The following is a 555-nucleotide window of genomic DNA, read 5'->3' on the forward strand; positions in this document are numbered from 1 at the left end:
CCCTTTCTAACTTAACCATTAGCGAATAAATGGTGCAACTTGCGTTGCGTTATTTATTGGTTTGATTAAAGAAAAGTTTCACTTTTCCTCAGCTATTACTGTTATCTAGTTTTCAAAGAACAATCGCACTCAAAATTCTTCTTATCTAATAAGAAGAAAGTGATGTACTTTCTATTAAATGAGAGATTGAACTCTCAAAACTGAACAAAGCTTCAAAACGTACGTCTTGTCTAGCTACGGCTCCTAGTCGTTCGATCGTTTCACTTTTGTCAACGAAACCAAATAACGGTTTCCCTGTCAAAAGCTTCAACGCTTTTCATGACTAAACAATCGCCTTCGCTTTTCATGTAAAAATCCTTAGAAAGGAGGTGATCCAGCCGCACCTTCCGATACGGCTACCTTGTTACGACTTCACCCCAATCATCTGTCCCACCTTAGGCGGCTGGCTCCATAAAGGTTACCCCACCGACTTCGGGTGTTACAAACTCTCGTGGTGTGACGGGCGGTGTGTACAAGGCCCGGGAACGTATTCACCGCGGCATGCTGATCCGCGAT

General features: G+C 43.1%; 1 rRNA gene. It reads right to left on the reverse strand.

The window, feature by feature from the left end:
• Positions 1 to 361 precede the first annotated feature (361 nt).
• Positions 362 to 555 (reverse strand): 16S ribosomal RNA (locus A2U94_RS20185); the annotation flags it as partial.

This window comes from Bacillus sp. VT 712, assembly GCF_001614195.1.
Lineage (GTDB): Bacteria > Bacillota > Bacilli > Bacillales > Bacillaceae_H > Priestia > Priestia flexa.